1 protein-coding gene and 1 pseudogene are annotated in these 581 nt (G+C 58.3%); both read right to left on the bottom strand.

From position 1 onward, the window contains the following. Positions 1 to 392: ABC transporter permease (locus WH91_RS10705; RefSeq protein ID WP_046171009.1), on the bottom strand; the 392-nt coding region annotated here is incomplete at its 3' end. Positions 393 to 407: 15 nt separating this feature from the next. Next, positions 408 to 581, bottom strand: a pseudogene (locus WH91_RS25375) (ABC transporter permease); the annotation flags it as partial.

The raw sequence follows: 581 nt of genomic DNA, 5'->3' as shown, positions 1-581 counted from the left end.
CGAGCCATCGGATAGAGCCCGGCGGAAGAAAGAAATAGGACGATCGACAGCCCCTTGACGACTTGGGGCACAGCCAATGGCGAGAGCAGAAACGACATGATCGCGGCGTGACCTGGGCACTTTTCAAAGGCGACTACATAGGCCGCGAGCAGGCCCAGTACCCCACTGATCCAAGACACGAGTACGGCGATTTGGGCGCTGAGGATAAAGGGATCGATCCATCGACGCGCGACCAGGTCGCCATACCAGCGCACGGTCCACTCCCACGGAACCAGGGTCACTTGAGAGCTGGGACTGAGTGAGGCTGCCATCACTACAATGAGCGGCAGGGTGATGAACGCCATTACGAGAACGATGGAGACTCGGAACAGGCCAGAGACAATTCGGTTCATATCGATCACCGGTTTCTAGAAGTGGAGCTTCCTGTGCAGGCGCATCTCGAGACGCGAGCCGATGGCGGCGATGATCAGCATCATCACCAGCAGCACGTTCGCCATGACCGCGGCAAAGGACCAGTCGATGTAGAAAAGCACCTGCTCGTAGACACTGGTGGCGAGAACCTTGAAGTCGGCGCCGCCAAG

This window comes from Devosia psychrophila (assembly GCF_000971275.1).
Classification (GTDB): domain Bacteria; phylum Pseudomonadota; class Alphaproteobacteria; order Rhizobiales; family Devosiaceae; genus Devosia; species Devosia psychrophila.
Note: the sequence above shows the minus strand (reverse complement) of the source record. Positions and strands in the feature narration are given on the sequence as shown.